The following is a 16578-nucleotide window of genomic DNA, read 5'->3' on the forward strand; positions in this document are numbered from 1 at the left end:
AAAAACATGTTAAAAAGCCTATTACAAATACTTAAAACATCGTTAGTTTTAACTGTCGTCGTTTTTATAGTATGGGTAACATGGTCATTTCAAAGTGGCTCGTTTTCCATTTTTAACCGTACCGAAATGACTAATAGCTTCAGTCAGTTTGTTTCACTTGAGGGTGCAGACGAATATGTAATCGCAAAACTAATCACGGACGAGACTTTAAACCGCCATGAATACCAACACTTATTTGGTTTTCCGGTAGGCGATACACTAGTGTCTCTATCGTTGCTCGCTAATTATAAATATTATGTAAAATTAGCAGAACTTACTCAAAGGTTAGACGGTGAGACTTTGTATATTCAAGTGCCAGAGCTCTATTTATCTAAACCGGTAGCTTTTGAGCTATCTACTGTAAGATTAAATGAGCAAGTGCTGGCATTCGGTCCTGATCAATAAGAGCTGACTTATTCAATATATCAGGATGCTCCTGCTGAACTGGCTTATAAAGGCAGGTTACATACTGATGCCGTGTATGATAAAGCCGCCAAAGCATTAGCAGATAACTTTAATAACTACTTTAAAAACAATAATATGCATACTTATTATAAAGATATCGTTATTATTTTTAGTAGTGAAAGTAAGCAAACAATCAGGCGCTTTATGTTTAATAAGGGTTTATGCGGTTCCATGCCTTGCTTAGTGCAATTTGATTTGGGCGGCGGGAATGTCTTTATAGCCAGATAACAGTGTTTGCGGCTAAGCTATTTTTATCCTGAAACAGTTTTTCTAAACTCTCGTATTTCGAGTATTTAGGTGTGTTTTGTTTCTTTCGTGCTTAGAATGCAGTTTCACTGTTTTTATAATTATTTCTATACTGTCAAGTTATGGTGCCATGACTTTAAAATATCTCTTTCTTTTCTCTGTTATTGTTATTTCTATTATGAGTTGTGCGATTCCTTTGCAAGAAGGGGCGGAAATTGTGCAGTTAATTTATATTCAGCCTAAAAAGGAAAACTGTCGATTTATTGGTCAGACTTCTGCCTCAGATGGCGGAATGGTTTCGGGTGATTTTATGTCTGATGCCAAAATTTATAGGAGCACGGCCAACTTGATGAAGAATAAGGCATATGCAATGGGCGGAAATGTAGTGTATATACAACAGCAATTTAATAAAAATAAAGATTTAACCAAAACGCTGACTAATCAAACAATGCTGGGTTTTGTTTACCAATGCCAGGGGCTTAAACAGCTGAGCTTAAAGTTAAACAGCAGTAGTGCTGATTAGAAAAATAATTATCTCTCCATATGACTTGAAGGTATGGCTGTACTTGATGCGTTTATTTTAATAACGCATCTCACAAAATTTTAATCTTATTTCCTGTTCTTCAAGCTGCCAATATTTATAAAACACACGGGAGCTGTAACTGTGTGGTTAGCCTCTAAATAAGTTCAGTGAACAAAGTGCCATTGGAAATCTCTTTAGATATAGCGGAACTAATTTTATTTTCTAATGATGCGCTATTGTCAATAATTGCTGCCACGCGTATATAGTTGGGTGTGTAACCAAACACCTTATGCTTTGTGGTATCAACATCTTCCTTTTGTCCTTCCCATAAGATATCTAAAGATACACCCAGATTTTGTTTCAGGAAATCTTGCTTCATTTGTTCGGCTAACTGGTGTAACTGCTGACTGCGTTGTTTTTTGAGAGCATTCTGTACCTGGTCTGGCAATGTGGCGGCTTTTGTTCCGCTACGAGTTGAATAGGTAAAAATATGAATATGTCCAAAGCCAGTTTGTTTAATGAATTCAAAGCTTTCTTGCCATTCTTGCTCTGTTTCACCGGGAAAACCGACGATAATATCTGTTGTGATATTAATATTGGGCACCTTTAGGCGTGCCCGCAGTACAATCTGGCTAAATTCATCAGTTTTACAACGCCTGGCCATACGTTTTAAAACACTGTCTGAACCACTTTGTAAAGGCAGATGCAGGTGAGGCATTAAGCGAGGATTACTAAATAAGTCAAAGAAGTTCTCAGGTAAATCCCAGGGCTCTAGGGAGCCTAAGCGTAAGCGGGGAACTGTAGTTTGTTGCAGAATTGCCTGAATCAAATCAGCCAGATTATGATTTATGTCCGATCCATAGCCACCTAAATGGACGCCGGTCAAGATTACCTCTTTAACACCTTGTTGAACAAAGGTATTAATGTCATTGATAATCTGTTCAATGGGCGTGCTTTTTTCTTCACCGCGTGCAACGGTAACGATACAAAAAGTACATCGATAACGGCATCCATCTTGTACTTTAATAAATGCACGTTGTCTGCCACGACTAAATAAAGATATTTCTGCTGGTTCAGTTGATAAAGATGGCATACTGGGTATCTCCAGTTCGGCGATAGCAAGTTCCACCAAACGGTCTTTATCCTGATTACTGACAATTAAATCAACACCTAGTAATTCAGCTGCTTCATCTGCCTGTAAGGTGACGTAACAACCACTGGCAACAATCTTGGCGCCTGGATTATCCCTATGAATGCGCCGAATGAGCTGACGAGATTTACGCACAGCATCTTGGGTAACTGCGCAAGAGTTGACAATAATCAGCTGTGCTTCGTTCTGCTCGCGAGTAATTTTATGTCCCGCATTTTGAAAGGATTGTGCCCAGCTTTCCAGCTCGGCCTCGTTAAGACGACAACCTAAAGTCCTAAGATGTACTAACATGATGTAAAAAACCAGTAAACGAAGTATAGTTTAACAATAATACCCGCAAAGCGAGCATTATCCCACAAGTAAGCGGTAGACGAATATTATTAGTTAATTTATTCTAAAGGTAGAGTGTGGGTAACTTTAAGGATTGGTATGACCGGGATTTACAGGGGTATTAAGTGACCAGATATAATCGACCACTAGATCCAGTTCTTCAGGGCTTAGAATGTTATTTTTTCCGAAAGGAGGCATGCTGGAATTTGTATTAAATTGTGTAGCATCCCAGATAACGGCCTTGAGTTGGTCTTTTGTCTTATATTTTGTCTGTATATCAATTAGGGGAGGGCCTATATTCCCTGGATCTTCTCCATCTTCAATAATATGACAAGCAAGACAATTGCCTTTGCTGCGTTGAAAACTTAAATCTTTTCCTGTTGCCAGGCGCTGTTTCATGCCCGAGCACGCGCAAGCGCTCAGGAATAGACTTAAGAACAGAAATATTAGTACTTTCATTTGAATAATCCCTGATACGCCAGGGCCGACTGATAAGGTGTTGTATTAAATATTCCGCCGATAACCGCTAATAGATCAGCACCTGCATTGAGTAGTTCAGCACCATTATCCGGTAAAATGCCCCCAATTGCGACAATAGGCACATTTATACAGCTTTTAGCTTGCCGTAAGCTGGATAAATGTGCAGCAGCAGCGAGAGGTTTGGAGTTAGATGGGAAAAAACGACCGAAGGCGACATAATCGGCTGAGTGTTGTTGAGCGTGTAATGCCAGTTCGACACTGTCATAACAGGAAACGCCTATAATTGCTGTACGACCTAATACCTCGCGTGCATGACTCAGCAAGCCATCTTCCTTGCCAATATGTACACCATGCGCACCTATATGTTTTGCCAAAGCGATATTATCATTGATAATTAGCGGAATATTTTGTACATGGCAAAGTTCTTTTAACGCGCCAGCCAAATAGCTTGCATCAACAGGGTGTTTATCCCTGTATTGCAAAATTTGTATGCCCCCCCTCATTGCTTCGGTGACATCAGCAATAATCTGATCTGCTGTCTTGTTTTCAGTTTTAGTGATAGCGTATAAGCCCGATGCAGGAAAATTCATTCAGGCAGGCTCACTTAGAAAGAAACTCAGGCATAGTCTTGCATCCAGAATAAACGATTAGGAATATGCTGCCCTTTTCCAGGTTGATAAGCATGATTTAAACTATTCCAGGTATATTCCTGTGCTTCTTGTATACAGGTTTCAACTTTCAAATCATGGGCCATTAATGCGGCAATGCTTGATGCCAGAGTACACCCCGAGCCATGATAACTATGCGGTAATCTATCCCAGGTATATGTTTCTATGCATTCTCCTTTATGGAAAAGCTGATTACTGACTACGGCGCTTTGTTCATGCGATCCGGTTATCAACACATATTCACATCCCAGTTCTAATAATCGGATGCCAGATAACTGCAGATCATCCGACTTGGCAAGCTGGCGCGCTTCAAGGCTGTTGGGTGTAAGTATTGTCGTACAGGGGAGTAAGAGCTCTTTTACAGATTCAATAAGAGCATCATTTGATAATACTGTCCCTCCACCTGCTGCAAGTACTGGGTCCAAAATGACGGGCAGATTTGAATGTTCGCTTAAAATTGTATGTATGGCCGCAACAGTTTCTAAACAGCCAATTAGACCAATTTTAATGGCTTTTACAGGTAAATCCTCTAAAATGGTTCTTGCTTGTGACATAATTGCCGAAGCTGACTGGGGCAATATTTTTTTTACATTTTTGGTGTCTTGCTCAGTTATCGTGGTGATAATACTGGCGGCATGGCATTGATGACTCACGATGGTTTCAATATCAGCTTGTATACCCGCGCCGCCGCTAGGGTCATGGCCTGAAAAACAAAGTACAACGGGTTTAGTTGTTTGAGTCATAATATTTTAGTTTTTATCATAAAGAAAATATGCTGCTATTTAACCAGAAAGTTATTAACAAATCCGTATTAATTATAAGCTGTATGCTATTTTCTGGTTGTGCAACTGTAAAAGACCCCATAGGGATATATAAAATTACCCAACTCAGGCTCGATGCTGAAGCGATATTCAGGCGAGAAAATAATGTAGTGAGTGAGGTAATGATACTGACGATGGATGAAGAGAACAGCACTTTGTCCAAGGCTGAACAGGAAATGCAGGATGCCTGTGCTGAATTGAATTCTTATGCTATCCATATTCGTGATAACTCAGGTAATGATCTAATAGCTAAGCAACGTGTGTTAAGTTCATTAGATGAATGTGAGGCAGCGATTAGTAAATTGGAAGATCTGGTGCGAACTGGGGAATATTAGCGATCATGGTATTTGATCCTTTTCCTCACTGTTAACCTCTCTCAAAGAGGAAAGGGGGGAACATCAGTATTCCCATATTTGTGTCTACCCTGAAACTCATCAAGCCATAAGATCAACCAGAGTTTTTTCAGTAACTATCGCAATATGAAACGGCTCGAATGGTATATATGCTGTAGCCTTCAATTTGAAGACCATAAGAATGCTCATGGAAAATAATTTAACTTGCTGGCAATGTGCATTTTTGACTCACTTATATTATTGATTATAGCGAATGGTATGCCGATATTATCACGTGATATTTTTGGCTCATACTGCTCATGGCGAGTAGATTTCGGTTGTACATTTTTCGATAAAAAACCCTTGTTTGGTTATAGCAAAACATGGCGTGGCATATTGATGTCGGTATTAGCAACATCACTTATAGCGTCAATATTTACTTTGAACTACCTCAACGGAGCACTATTTGGTCTCTTAGCTATGTTCGGTGATTTAATCGCTAGCTTTATCAAACGCCGCCTCGGTTACGTTGAAAGTAGTTGCTTTAGAGTTCTGGATCTACTGCCAGAATCAGTATTACCGCTTATTATTTTACGCGAGGCCTTGGCTTTAGGTTTTATTGAGATAATGCTCACGGTGATTTTGTTTTTTGCCTTTGAGGTATTGCTCTCACCGCTTTTATTTCGCTTACATATCCGCAAAAGACCTTATTAATACTGACAGAGGAGTAAACCGGCTATGCCAGAAAATAAATTGCGCATTCTTAGCTATAACATTCACAAAGGTTTCAGTGCGAGTAATCGACATTTTATTCTGCATCAAATTAAAGAAGCACTATTAGAAACCAATGCTGATATTTTATTTCTTCAGGAAATGCAGGGCCAGCATACGGAACATGAAAAAAAACACCCAACCTGGCCGACGATTTCCCCTACAGAATTCTTAGCACAAGATACCTGGCCTTTCTTTGCTTACGCTAAAAATGCCGTTTATCGCATAGGTGATCATGGCAATGCCATTCTCAGCAAATATCCACTAAAAAGCTGGGAAAACATCAATGTTTCGCCCTTTGTCTGGGCGAGCCGCAGTTTACTCCATGCGGAACTTAAATTACCCTGGCTGGCGCATGATTTACATATCATCTGCATTCATTTAGGTTTAACTGGCACTGAGCGCAGACGCCAATTTGCAACTTTGTGTCAACGTATTGATGAACATATACCGCATGACGCGCCACTGATTCTTGCCGGCGACTTTAATGACTGGGCGGGGCAGGCTGAAAAACATTTTTATCAGCATCTGGAATTAAAAGAAGCCTTCAGAACGCTGCATCATCGTTATGCTAAAACCTTCCCATCCTGGTTGCCGGTATTGCGAATGGATCGTATTTATTACCGTGGGCTACACCCTGCATTTTGTGAACGACTGACGCATACCCCATGGAATCGTTTATCTGATCACGCGCCTCTGTTAGCTACTTTTGAGCGTTAAACATGCCAGTACAAATTTTACAAAAACACTTTTTGGGTGAATTATTAAGCTTGCTGAAGAAATGGGTGTTTCAGTTTAAAAAGGCTCCCATTGTTATTTGTAAGCGGCCATCCGAAATTAACATCTGTCTGTTTAGTTGGCTCGACCCAAAGCTGACTGTGGGAAAGCTAATAATATTGCCTCCTGCGCCCTTTGGTCTCTCAAAAAACGAGTAATAAATTTTTTTTAGCCTCTTAATAAACTATATGTTTATTGCCTATAAACTGAATCAGATATATGAATCATAATATAATCCCTCATTATAGACTTATTAATACCTAATTAAGTACGAGTGTAGGAGAATAGTTATGTCTGAATTCAGGAAATACAGGTGTAGTGTGTGCACACATATTTATGATGAAGCTAAAGGCGATCCTGAAACGGGTATTGCGCCAGGTACACGCTGGGAAGATGTTCCTGAGAACTGGGTTTGTCCAGAATGTGGTGTCACAAAAAAAGCTTTTAAATTAATGGAAGCAGACGAACCAGGATGGCTGGACTATCAAAAAAACAAGCCATAGTTTAGCGGGTAAAACAGGAACCACATTATTAGTATTATAAAATTCAGGAGCAGCGAATATGGAATGGTTACTTATTTTCAAAACGCTTTTTTTCTTAACCTGGCCTTTCTTATTAATTGGAGCGATAATTTTCACAAAAAAACATCGTAGAAAAAAAGGTAAGGGCAGGAGCTTATGGAACCACTGAATTATATTAGTCGCAATTTGAACAAACAGACGCTGTAAGACTTGCTCCCATTCGTTTGGCGCCTATTTTTTTCGATAGACATAAAAAAACCGGCCACCCCTTTTGGGATTAGCCGGTTCTTTAAATTTAGCGCTAGCAGAACTAACGCCGCAAATCAGTTACTTAAAAAGTAATTTAGATAACGTTTACGTTTTCAGCTTGCGGGCCTTTTTGGCCTTGCGCAACTGTAAACTCAACTTGTTGGCCTTCGTCTAAAGACTTGTAGCCGCCTGCGTTATTGATTTGTTGAAAATGTACGAAAACATCGGGGCCTGATTGTTGTTCAATAAAGCCATAGCCTTTATCAGAATTAAACCATTTTACGGTGCCAGTAGTTGTAGTAGACATAATGAGTCCTATAATATTTTTTATATAAAACCTTAGAATAAGGCAGGTAAAGCTGATAATGAGGAAATTACTTAATGAAGAACAGGACGAGCGACTACAGAAAAAACGGAAGAGACATCGAATTGGTAAAACAAAGGTAAATCAAATTTTCTAGCTAGAACCTATTATAAGCGGATTATTGTGCTTGTCAAATATTATTTATTTCTTATATTGCATACCCTGCTTGAACTGAAGCACCGCTCGGCTATCGCCCAACAGTTTTTATTCTCATTTCATTCATGGTATTTGCGGTAAGCATCAACATGAAGGGTGTCAAATATTGCAATAACGGATTATTGCAATATTTGACATCTTCGTTTTACTTGCTTAGATTCTGCTTAGTCAATCCGTAACGAAAATTATACAAGCCTACGATTTTAATTAATTAGTATGTGTTTTTAATAGTTTAGAAACAAATTAACCGAAAGAATATGATTCATTGCATCCGTTGTAGAGGTATTTCTGATGTATTGATTGATATAACCCACTTCAGATCGAATGTTTTGGTTAAATTGGTAACCTAATCCGACAAAGACACGGTTTTGATCAAAACCGTTATCGGGATTCCAATCGGTTTTATTAATCACAACAAAGACTTCATCCCATATGACTCCGCTTAATTTGGGTGCAACACTGAAAGGATGCTGATATTTGAAAAACTGGCGAAAACGCCAGCCGACATCGTCTCCCCGATCGTCAAAACGCTGTTCTAACCGGGTACGTGACATAAATATGCCATCGCTGAATTTTTCTGTCCATAACAGCTGCTGCCAAATTCGTTGTTCATCAAAATTGCTGCGAGGTGCTGGTGGGTTATTGGGAATCCAGGCATAACCCTGCCATAAACTGATGTTATCTCGAAAATAATAACCGAGCCCGGTTCTTAAAATACCTTGTGAAAATTGTGAGCTATCCTGCCCGAAACGGCCTTGACCTTCCAACCAAAGTTTTATGTTATCCGAATCAGAATTAAACTTGCCTAATGATAATATCGTTGTGATATTTCCCCAGGTCTGAAAGTCCTGGTTTAACTGTTGAGCATTGGATGTAACAGAATTCAGGCCTAAAATAAACAAAGCTCCTGACCTGAATGTAGATGTTTTTTTTATCATCTGATTTTACTAATCCTGAACAAGCAGCTAAAAATATAAACTATATCGTAAATACATTAACAAACTATTCACTGTTTGAAAATCAGTTCTGAATAGTCTGTTTAAATAATCGGTAGATACTATAATTTTCCGCAATTTTAATTTAATTTCCTATAAGCGGCTACCAACTTACCCAATATTGATATTCTCTGAAATTGTACATAAACCACAATATCAATCTAGTGGATCATCATAAAAAAATAATAGAGAGATAGATAGAAATGATTCAACAAACACTGACTTAACTCAAAGACCTACGACTATCAGCTATAGTCAACGCATTCGTACAACAGTCAGATTTCTGTCGAGAAGTATATGAGCTGGAGGATAAATTTATAATTCCTGAATTATTTCCTCCATGAGGAAATCATCCGTGCTACCGGATGAATCCAAGGGTATGGGTAAAGAGCTACCCTGACAATGTAACAAAGAAGGCCTTCGCTTCTGGAGAGTCAATCGTGAAAAATATTGTATCGTAATAACAACAACCTGGGTAAGTACTAGAGAAACGTTGGACTTTAAGCTTCAGGAATTGCGAAAAATTAGAACTATGATATCGATTCGATATCATATACAATAAAAACTCTTCTTTAGTTATGATATCGATTCGATATCATATGCAATAACAAACTTCTTCTTTGGGCTATTGGACATGATACATAAACATAAACAATATTATTTTCGCCATCTAAAAGACGATATTCCAGCGGGAATAGTAGTGTTTTTAGTAGCATTACCTTTATGCCTCGGAATAGCTCTGGCATCAGGGGCACCTTTATTTTCTGGTTTAATTGGTGGACTGATAGGTGGGCTCGTTCTTTCCTGGCTCAGTGGCTCTCAACTTGCTGTTTCGGGCCCTGCCGCCGGTTTAACCGTTATCGTTTTTAATGCCATTGAAACCCTTGGCGGTTTTCAGGGCTTGCTGGTTGCCTGTGTGTTAGCAGGAATTATACAACTGGTATTGGGGTGTCTGAGAGCCGGAATAATAGGGGCATTTTTTCCCGCTGCCGTTATTGAAGGCATGCTGGCCGCAATTGGTTTAATTTTGATTATCAAACAGATTCCTCATGCCACGGGACACGATAGCAGTTTTGAAGGGGATGAAAGCTATATGGAGGAAACTGCCAGATCCAGTTTTACTGAGTTATTTGATGCCTTAGGAGGTATTTCTCCAGGTTCGTTGATTATCAGTATTGTGGCATTGTTACTGTTAATGCTCTGGAGCACACCCTGGTTTAAAAATCAAAACTGGTTAAAACTGATTCCTGGACCTTTGGTAGCAGTCATTTGGGGCGTTGCCTATAACGGGTTCACTCGTCAGTTTGCGCCCAACTGGGCAGTTAGAAGCGAACATTTGGTCAACTTGCCGGTCTCAAAAAATGCCACAGATTTTTTTAATAATTTTGTACTGCCAGACGCCAGTTATCTTAGCCATCTTGGCAACCCGCATGTTTATACCGTTGCCGTAACGATTGCGATAATCGCCAGCCTGGAAACGCTGTTAAGCCTTGAAGCGACTGATAAACTGGACCCTATGAAACGTCTCGCACCCACCAATCGAGAGCTGAAGGCGCAAGGTGTTGGTAATATTATCAGTGGCTTACTAGGCGGTTTGCCTGTCACCGCCGTTATAGTGCGCAGTGCAGCCAGCATCAACGCAGGGGGAACAACCCGTGTAGCCTGTTTTACTCATGGCGTGTTATTGTTGCTCAGCGTCATGTTTTTGTCACAATACCTCAACTATATCCCACTTGCTTGTTTAGCGGCAATTTTGTTGTATACAGGTTATAAGTTGGCCAATCCGGCTTTATTCAAGTCGTTTTACCAAAAAGGCATGAGTCAATTTCTTCCTTTTATTATTACTGTGATTGCAATTCTGGTTACTGATTTATTAAAAGGAATGGCCATAGGAATGGTTATTGGCCTGTTTTTTGTTATCAAAGCCAATTATCATGCAGCCATTACACTTACTCAAGATGTTTCACACTACCTGCTGACACTGAACAAAGATGTTTCTTTTCTGAATAAAGCCTTATTAAGAAAATTTATTTTAAGCATCCCGGGAGATAGTTCAGTCACCATCGATGCGAGCAAAGCCCGGTTTATTGATCATGATATTTTGGAAACGATTGAAGATTTCCTGACGACTGCACCTGACGACAATATCACGGTTGAAATCATTGATCTGTATGGGAAAGAAAAGACCAGAAAACACGAGTCTCTGGTGGTTTTAAATGGTCGGACGTGAATCGTATGCGCTCGGTAAGCGTTGGCTTTATATGCTAACGACGGCAATATCTACCCGGGTAAAGTCAGGTTTATGAAAACATAAGCTATAAAAATATAGATTAATGGACGCTCTATCGCTAAAAGCAATAGACTATTCGCAAACTTGAAATACAATGTGCCGGCGGGTGTAGCAGTTTTTTTAATATCCATCCCGTTATCCATAGGAATCGCACTGGCTTCCAGCGCTTCCTGTTCTCTAGCTTGATTGCCGGTATTATCGGCGGAATAATAATTGCTCCATTAAGTGGTTCATCATTGGGCGTCAGCGGTTCGACAGCGGGCCTCGCGATTATTGTCTTGTCGGCCTTGTAGCAACACTGGGCTTCAATGCTTTTCTGCTGGCCCTGGTTGATGGCAGGCATTATTCAGGTCAGCATGGATCTGGAAAAACTGGGGATTATTACTTTCCATCTTCAGTCATTAACGGCATGCTGTCCGGAATAGGCTTTATTTTGTTGCTGAAGCAAATCCCCCATGCGATGTGCGCGTGGGGGCTGGTAATGTTATTAATGACGGCCTTGTACGAAAGGTGGCCGATAAAACTGCGCAATTGACCGTTGAGCAAATTCGCAGCAAAAGTCCTTTATTAAACGTCCTGGGGCAAAGCTTTGAGATTCGCAAAGTCGGTACAATGTACGACATTGAAACCGGAAAAGTTAAATTCTATTCAGATGTTTAATAACAGAGTGCGCTGAGCCACACATGATGATCTATGTAATCGAATGTACTAATCAGATTCATTCTGATTGACCTAGTCATCACTCTGTATGATCTGATGCTGGACGCATTATTTTCAGTCCTGCATATCGCCATTTACTCTTGAGGAACTTATTGAACTTGTTTTTCATGCCACCCGCAAACAAAGCCAAATTGTTGTTTTTTATCTACTGTAGCTTATTTTTATGTACGGACTTTTTCGGCTTAGGCGTGTGCTGCCCTATTTTTTAAAGCAACTTAAAGAACAACTACTTTGTCACTAGCATGCAGTATAAATCACTCATAACAAGTTATTGGAGACAGCCATCTTTACTCAAAAATAAAATAAGTCTTAGTTTGGTTGCTATTCAATTGCTTAGCCTTCTGAGTTGTCAATTTTAAGGTTCGAAAAGAATTGCTATAGAAAGATGAATCTGCTACTATAATAGCGAATCGATATTATTATAATAATTAAACGATGAGGTAGTGAGTATGAAAACAATCCAAATTTGTCCTGGGCTCTTGGCGCTAGGTCTTTTTATCACCACAATAACAACGCTTCATGCGGCGCCTATTCCTGGTTATTTAGTGCTCAAAGAAACAGAAGTCGAGGTGGAAAGTGAGGGTAGCAATAAAGTGCTCAAACTAGAAATCAAGACCCAGGCGCCTATCCCGGTTGATGGTAAATCCGGTGCTTTCGGTTATGCGGCTTTAACCGACGGAGGTAATAACCTCTTAGTTTTAGTGACCCATCTACCGATAGACGACAGCTCTTATGAACATCCAGAAAGTGGCTTCCACACGCATGTGCTCGATTTGAAAGCGCCGGGAGAGGCGTGTGCCGGCGCTGATTTTGAAGTTGACCTTGCTAATTCTGGAAAAAACAAGGCATTCGACGCTGACTATCGATGGAAAACAAAAGGAAATAAAATTAGTGTAAAAAAAGTTCCTGTAGCTGACTTAGGTGATGCCGGTGTTGAATCGATTGTGTCTTTTACCTTGAAACCGATTCTAGATGCTAATAATAAACCCACTCATCTTTGCGTGAAGGTGATGGATCAAAATTAAACTGTTACAAACTTTGGCCCGTAGCACAGGGATGTGCTGCACAAAATAATAACGGGTGCAAGGTTCTGACAGTATCTATGCAAATACTTGAATATAAAGTGTTTTCGGAGTGTTTTCGGAGTACTTTCGTGTACACTCGATACCGACAATCCCTGTCGGAATGTCGGTGTCTTGAGGACCGATAAAATTAGCTGAACGTGGTACGTATTCAGTTTTCAATTTGGAAAAACAACCTGTTTTTTCATTTCTGACCAGGGCTTGTATTTTTGCATAACCAAAAGCGAACAGGCCACCAGAGCTATCAGGTTCAAAATGGGTGTTTCAGTTTAACGCGTCTCCCATTGTTATTGGCTATGTCACCGTAAAGTATGGAATTTCATATAACAAGAGCGTATAAGTAAATAAAGCCCATGTAAATTAAGGAGATAGTTATGAAAGCCCCAGAGTTTTTAGAGTTCATTTCCGAAATAAATCAACTTGACCACCATCAACGCACTGTTCTAACGAAAGCACTGGATCAACTAGAGGACGAACCTAAGGTTTTTGATTTAATTGAAACAATATTTGATAGCAAAGGTAAATGCCCTCATTGCTCCCATACCGAAAGCCACAGGCATGGAATAAAAGATGGCCTTCAGCGCTACCGCTGTAAAGCCTGCAAAAAGACATTTAATGCTTTGACAGGAACGCCTCTTGCTCATCTACGCCTCAAGTCAAAGTGGCTTGATTACTTAGGAGCTATCGCAGAATCATTGACTGTCCGGCAGGCAGCTAAAGAAATTAATGTGCATCGAACTACAACCTTTCGATGGCGGCACCGTTTTTTAAGCTGGATTCAGCAGGATCGTCCCAGTGCTCTTCATGGCATTACAGAAGCTGATGAAACCTACTTACTTGAGTCACATAAAGGAGAACGCCATCTCAATCGTCAACCAAGGAAACGAGGGGGCTGTGCGACTAAGCGAGGGATTTCTGATGAGCAAATGTGCATTTTAATTGCTCGTGATCGCTCAAAACAAACCGTAGATTTTGTGACAGGTAATGGCCCAATAAGCAAAATTGTTCTTGATACGCATTTAAAGCCAATACTAGACCAGGATGCCCTCCTTGTGAGTGATGGCAATCCAACTTATGGTGCATTTTGTAAAGCTGAAAAAGTATCTCATGAAATCGTTAACATGAGTCAAGGGCAGCGGGTGACTAAAGGGGCCTATCATATACAAAATGTCAATGCATACCACCACCGTTTTAAATCATGGCTAGACCGCTTTCATGGTGTAGCCACCAAGTATTTACCTAATTATTTGGCTTGGTGCAGAATTATGGATCGGAACCACAATCTAACCCCTGAGCAATTGTTACATTCTGCTCTGGGTGATTTTCAATACTTAACGGTGACATAGCCTTGTTATTTGCAAACAGCCATCCGAAATTATTAAGTGTCTGTCTCGTCGAATGACTGAAGCCTATGAAAAAATAATGTATTCTGCCTAGCACTCTAAAGCAACTTTGTAATATAGAATGAAACAATAATCCATTTCAATTTAAAAAAGCCGAGTTTTCATTGGTAAAAAGGAATATATGACAATCCTGAATCGTTTCGTTGTATCACTGCTTATGGTTTTGAACTCTGAAACATTCAGTATGTCTATCAATGAGCTACATCTAGCCAACAATGTTGATTCAACAAAAATAATTTATCTGGTCAGCCATGGTTGGCATGCGGGGATTGTATTAAATCAGGCAGACATACCCGATACCGTATGGCGGGAAAGTCAGGATTTCCCTAATGCAAAATATCTTGAAATTGGATGGGGCGACAAAGATTATTATCAGACACCTAACCCTCACTTAGGTATAGCAATTAAAGCGATACTTTGGCCTACGCCCAGTGTTCTGCACATTGTTGGTTTTAATAAAGCCGTTACTTCCTATTTTCCCTCAAGTGAAATTATCGAAGTTCGCCTGTCTAATGAGGGTTTTGAACGCATGATACGTTATATTGCAGCAAGCCATTACCAAGACCCGGATGGCATCTCAAAGCCTATTGCTAAAGGTCTTTACGGTAACAGTCAGTTTTATTTATCTGGAGAAACATACCACTTGTTCAAAACCTGCAATGCCTGGACTGCTGAAGCACTGTTGACTGCCGGCTGTCCAATCAGGCCCGCCTTTACCATTACTGTGGAAGGGTTGATGTCTCAAATCAGGTCTTTTGGAGCGGTTATTCAAAAGCAAGCCAAAGGACCTGAACGCCTTGATCTATCTCTTTTTGAGTGAATAATTCGCAACTCTGGACCCGGCCCTTAGATTCCCTGCTTACGCAAAGTAAGAATTGGATTATAATGAATTCTATTACTTAACCATCACTGTAGGCACTTTGTATGCATATAGATTACACCCCTATTATTAAACATTTAAAAGCATGGCTTTTGCACGGCATGATCCTATCTGGCTTTTTAGCTTACACTCACTTAGCTGCAGCCCATCCGAGTGAATGTCTGGATGAGACAGCACCTGCAGTCTACTTGCCTGCGGCCGAAATCGTCTGCTTACAGCAGATAAAAGTTAGCAATGGTGATGACATACAATTTTATAAAGCATCATTGCAATGGATGGGTGCTGAGAACCCTAATAAATTTGCACTGATCAGCGCGGATATAGACCAATCTATCAAAGATAGTCAGCACTCTTATTCTATAGAAACAGGCAAATTATCCTTACCCACTGTTGATATTCCAGCTACCTATGGCACGGAACGTTATGCAGCGACTCTTGTTTTCAAGCAAGAAAATGGCATGAGTCTGTTTGAATTATCATCAATTAACACTTATATAAACCCTGATTATATTCCCAATCAAACCTGGAAGCCTTACGGCATGCTCAATCAAATGGAACGTCGATCTGTCAACTTGCTTGGCGAATCACTGCCTTACGCACAATTGGCTGATGCCATTTATGATTTTGGTAATATCTCCGTGGGTGACTGGGAGCTGGTATATCAGGAAAGTAAAGTTTCAGGCATGCAAGCAGGCATATATAGCAACCCGAAAACAGGTGATTTGGTATTAGCCTTTCGTGGCACTGAAACCTGTGCTTTCCCATGCTCAATTAATGAAACTAAAGAGTCAGCGCTAGATCTGGCGGCTGATGCGCTATTGTCTTTTGGTGAAAGTAGCCCACAATTCCAACATGCGTTTAATTTAGCCCAAACTTTAGTTGATTCATTTTCCGACCATCATATTATCGTCACAGGTCATTCTTTGGGTGGTGGCTTAGCACAAGCGGTTGGAGCAGTGTTTAAACTGACAACCTATGCATTTAATTCTGCCCCGGTACCTGATGATTTTTTTGCTGAACATCCAACAGAATTAACTGCCGAAGAACTGAATGAGACAATTCATGTGATCAGTGATGTGCATGATCCGGTCTCACATGCCGATAACATAGGCCTGACATACCAAAAGGCAGCTCATGTATCTCCACTGATTCAATTTGATTTTGAGGCTAAGGAAATACAACCGGATATAAAAGATTCCTTAGCAGAATTATATGAACTTAGGTTTAACCGACATAGCATTACCGAGCTAATCGGAAATGCCTCAAACTTACTGAGCATTTACCAGCAAGGCTGGTAGTAAGGACGTTATCTTAAA

Annotated in this window: 18 protein-coding genes; 12 read left to right on the forward strand and 6 right to left on the reverse strand. The window is 40.1% G+C overall.

Annotated features, from left to right (window positions below):
• Nucleotides 1-6 precede the first annotated feature (6 nt).
• The 3 genes from AU255_RS05895 (at nucleotide 7) to AU255_RS05905 (ending at nucleotide 1273) form a co-directional block, all read left to right on the forward strand.
• Nucleotides 7-444 (forward strand): hypothetical protein, encoded by a 438-nt coding sequence (locus AU255_RS05895; protein ID WP_080522006.1) that lies wholly within the window; start codon nucleotides 7-9, stop codon nucleotides 442-444.
• Between the two features lie 72 nt (nucleotides 445-516).
• On the forward strand, nucleotides 517-732 hold the full coding sequence (locus AU255_RS05900; RefSeq protein ID WP_080522007.1) for a hypothetical protein: 216 nt from the start codon (nucleotides 517-519) through the stop codon (nucleotides 730-732).
• Between the two features lie 148 nt (nucleotides 733-880).
• Nucleotides 881-1273, forward strand: a complete 393-nt coding sequence (locus tag AU255_RS05905) for a DUF4156 domain-containing protein (RefSeq protein WP_080522008.1) — start codon at nucleotides 881-883, stop codon at nucleotides 1271-1273.
• A 154-nt stretch (nucleotides 1274-1427) separates the two neighbouring features.
• Here AU255_RS05905 and mtaB read toward each other — a convergent pair whose 3' ends face one another.
• The 4 genes from mtaB to thiD all read right to left on the reverse strand — a co-directional run bounded on the left by mtaB (nucleotide 1428) and on the right by thiD (nucleotide 4644).
• Nucleotides 1428-2714: a tRNA (N(6)-L-threonylcarbamoyladenosine(37)-C(2))-methylthiotransferase MtaB gene (gene mtaB, locus AU255_RS05910; RefSeq protein ID WP_080522009.1), complete on the reverse strand. Its 1287-nt coding sequence runs from the start codon at nucleotides 2712-2714 to the stop codon at nucleotides 1428-1430.
• 126 nt (nucleotides 2715-2840) lie between these two features.
• Nucleotides 2841-3212: a sulfur oxidation c-type cytochrome SoxX gene (soxX, locus tag AU255_RS05915; protein ID WP_080522010.1), complete on the reverse strand. Its 372-nt coding sequence runs from the start codon at nucleotides 3210-3212 to the stop codon at nucleotides 2841-2843.
• The gene (gene thiE / locus AU255_RS05920; RefSeq protein WP_080522011.1) at nucleotides 3209-3823 is read right to left on the reverse strand and encodes a thiamine phosphate synthase; all 615 of its coding nucleotides are present in this window, start codon (nucleotides 3821-3823) and stop codon (nucleotides 3209-3211) included. The genes soxX and thiE overlap by 4 nt, the downstream gene beginning before the upstream one ends.
• A 26-nt stretch (nucleotides 3824-3849) precedes the next feature.
• On the reverse strand, nucleotides 3850-4644 hold the full coding sequence (gene thiD, locus AU255_RS05925; RefSeq protein WP_080522012.1) for a bifunctional hydroxymethylpyrimidine kinase/phosphomethylpyrimidine kinase: 795 nt from the start codon (nucleotides 4642-4644) through the stop codon (nucleotides 3850-3852).
• Nucleotides 4645-4673: 29 nt separating this feature from the next.
• Between thiD and AU255_RS05930 the strand changes: the two genes are divergently transcribed.
• The 4 genes from AU255_RS05930 (at nucleotide 4674) to AU255_RS05950 (ending at nucleotide 7105) form a co-directional block, all read left to right on the forward strand.
• Nucleotides 4674-5057 (forward strand): hypothetical protein, encoded by a 384-nt coding sequence (locus tag AU255_RS05930; RefSeq protein ID WP_080522013.1) that lies wholly within the window; start codon nucleotides 4674-4676, stop codon nucleotides 5055-5057.
• A 231-nt stretch (nucleotides 5058-5288) separates the two neighbouring features.
• The gene (locus AU255_RS05935; protein WP_080522014.1) at nucleotides 5289-5768 is read left to right on the forward strand and encodes a CDP-archaeol synthase; all 480 of its coding nucleotides are present in this window, start codon (nucleotides 5289-5291) and stop codon (nucleotides 5766-5768) included.
• A 24-nt stretch (nucleotides 5769-5792) separates the two neighbouring features.
• Nucleotides 5793-6545: an endonuclease/exonuclease/phosphatase family protein gene (locus AU255_RS05940; protein WP_080522015.1), complete on the forward strand. Its 753-nt coding sequence runs from the start codon at nucleotides 5793-5795 to the stop codon at nucleotides 6543-6545.
• Nucleotides 6546-6892: 347 nt separating this feature from the next.
• Nucleotides 6893-7105 carry a rubredoxin gene (locus tag AU255_RS05950; RefSeq protein ID WP_080522017.1) on the forward strand — a complete coding sequence of 71 codons (213 nt, stop codon included), beginning with the start codon at nucleotides 6893-6895 and terminating at the stop codon, nucleotides 7103-7105.
• A 361-nt stretch (nucleotides 7106-7466) separates the two neighbouring features.
• Here the strand turns inward: AU255_RS05950 and AU255_RS05955 are convergent, their stop codons facing one another.
• Together AU255_RS05955 and AU255_RS05960 are read right to left on the reverse strand one after the other, a co-directional pair.
• A complete protein-coding gene (locus tag AU255_RS05955) occupies nucleotides 7467-7679 on the reverse strand; it encodes a cold-shock protein (RefSeq protein WP_080522018.1) in 213 nt (70 codons plus the stop codon).
• Nucleotides 7680-8116: 437 nt separating this feature from the next.
• Nucleotides 8117-8830 (reverse strand): DUF2490 domain-containing protein, encoded by a 714-nt coding sequence (locus tag AU255_RS05960; protein WP_080522019.1) that lies wholly within the window; start codon nucleotides 8828-8830, stop codon nucleotides 8117-8119.
• A 691-nt stretch (nucleotides 8831-9521) separates the two neighbouring features.
• Here AU255_RS05960 and AU255_RS05965 point away from each other — a divergent pair.
• The 5 genes from AU255_RS05965 to AU255_RS05995 all read left to right on the forward strand — a co-directional run bounded on the left by AU255_RS05965 (nucleotide 9522) and on the right by AU255_RS05995 (nucleotide 16560).
• Nucleotides 9522-11117, forward strand: a complete 1596-nt coding sequence (locus tag AU255_RS05965; RefSeq protein WP_080522020.1) for a SulP family inorganic anion transporter — start codon at nucleotides 9522-9524, stop codon at nucleotides 11115-11117.
• Between the two features lie 1229 nt (nucleotides 11118-12346).
• Complete coding sequence (locus AU255_RS05980; protein WP_080522023.1) at nucleotides 12347-12922, forward strand: hypothetical protein; 576 nt, start codon at nucleotides 12347-12349, stop codon at nucleotides 12920-12922.
• Between the two features lie 431 nt (nucleotides 12923-13353).
• Nucleotides 13354-14325, forward strand: a complete 972-nt coding sequence (locus tag AU255_RS05985; RefSeq protein ID WP_080522024.1) for an IS1595 family transposase — start codon at nucleotides 13354-13356, stop codon at nucleotides 14323-14325.
• A 241-nt stretch (nucleotides 14326-14566) separates the two neighbouring features.
• On the forward strand, nucleotides 14567-15202 hold the full coding sequence (locus AU255_RS05990) for a DUF2459 domain-containing protein (RefSeq protein WP_158083065.1): 636 nt from the start codon (nucleotides 14567-14569) through the stop codon (nucleotides 15200-15202).
• A 104-nt stretch (nucleotides 15203-15306) separates the two neighbouring features.
• Nucleotides 15307-16560: a lipase family protein gene (locus tag AU255_RS05995; protein ID WP_198942545.1), complete on the forward strand. Its 1254-nt coding sequence runs from the start codon at nucleotides 15307-15309 to the stop codon at nucleotides 16558-16560.
• Nucleotides 16561-16578: the final 18 nt, after the last annotated feature.

Origin of the sequence: Methyloprofundus sedimenti (assembly GCF_002072955.1) — a bacterium.
Classification (GTDB): domain Bacteria; phylum Pseudomonadota; class Gammaproteobacteria; order Methylococcales; family Methylomonadaceae; genus Methyloprofundus; species Methyloprofundus sedimenti.